The sequence below is a fragment of the Paraburkholderia sediminicola genome (genome assembly GCF_046027355.1).
GTDB lineage: Bacteria > Pseudomonadota > Gammaproteobacteria > Burkholderiales > Burkholderiaceae > Paraburkholderia > Paraburkholderia sediminicola_B.
This window is the reverse complement of sequence record NZ_JAQQEK010000145.1, coordinates 1-451: the sequence shown is the minus strand read 5'-3', so window position 1 is coordinate 451 and position 451 is coordinate 1. Positions and strand designations below refer to the sequence as shown.

At 59.2% G+C, this 451-nt stretch carries 1 protein-coding gene; it reads left to right on the top strand.

All coding sequences use genetic code 11. From position 1 onward, the window contains the following. Nucleotides 1-376, top strand: a 376-nt coding sequence (locus PQR42_RS45655) for an electron transfer flavoprotein subunit beta/FixA family protein (protein ID WP_408394078.1), incomplete at its 5' end; no start/stop codon positions are given. Nucleotides 377-451 lie beyond the last annotated feature (75 nt).

Below are 451 nucleotides of genomic sequence, written 5' to 3'. Positions count from 1 at the left end.
TCAGACCGGCCAGATGCTGGCTGCATTGGCGAATCTGCCGCAAGCAACGTTTGCCTCGAAGGTCGTTGTTGCCGACGGCAAGGCGACCGTCTCGCGTGAAGTGGACGGCGGCGCTGAAACGCTGTCTTTAAAGCTTCCCGCAGTCATCACTACCGACCTGCGCCTGAACGAGCCGCGCTACGTGACGCTGCCGAACATCATGAAGGCGAAGAAGAAGCCGATGGAAGTCGTCAAGCCGGAAGACCTCGGCGTTGATGTCACGCCGCGTCTGAAGACGCTGAAGGTTGTCGAGCCGCCGAAGCGCTCCGCCGGTGTGAAGGTGCCGGATGTGAAGACGCTGGTCGAGAAGCTGAAGACCGAAGCCAAGGTGCTTTAAGTAGAACGGCAACCATGTTGCATGGGACTGGAGTAAGCGCTAAAGCGCTAACTCCAGTCGACACGGAGACAGAGC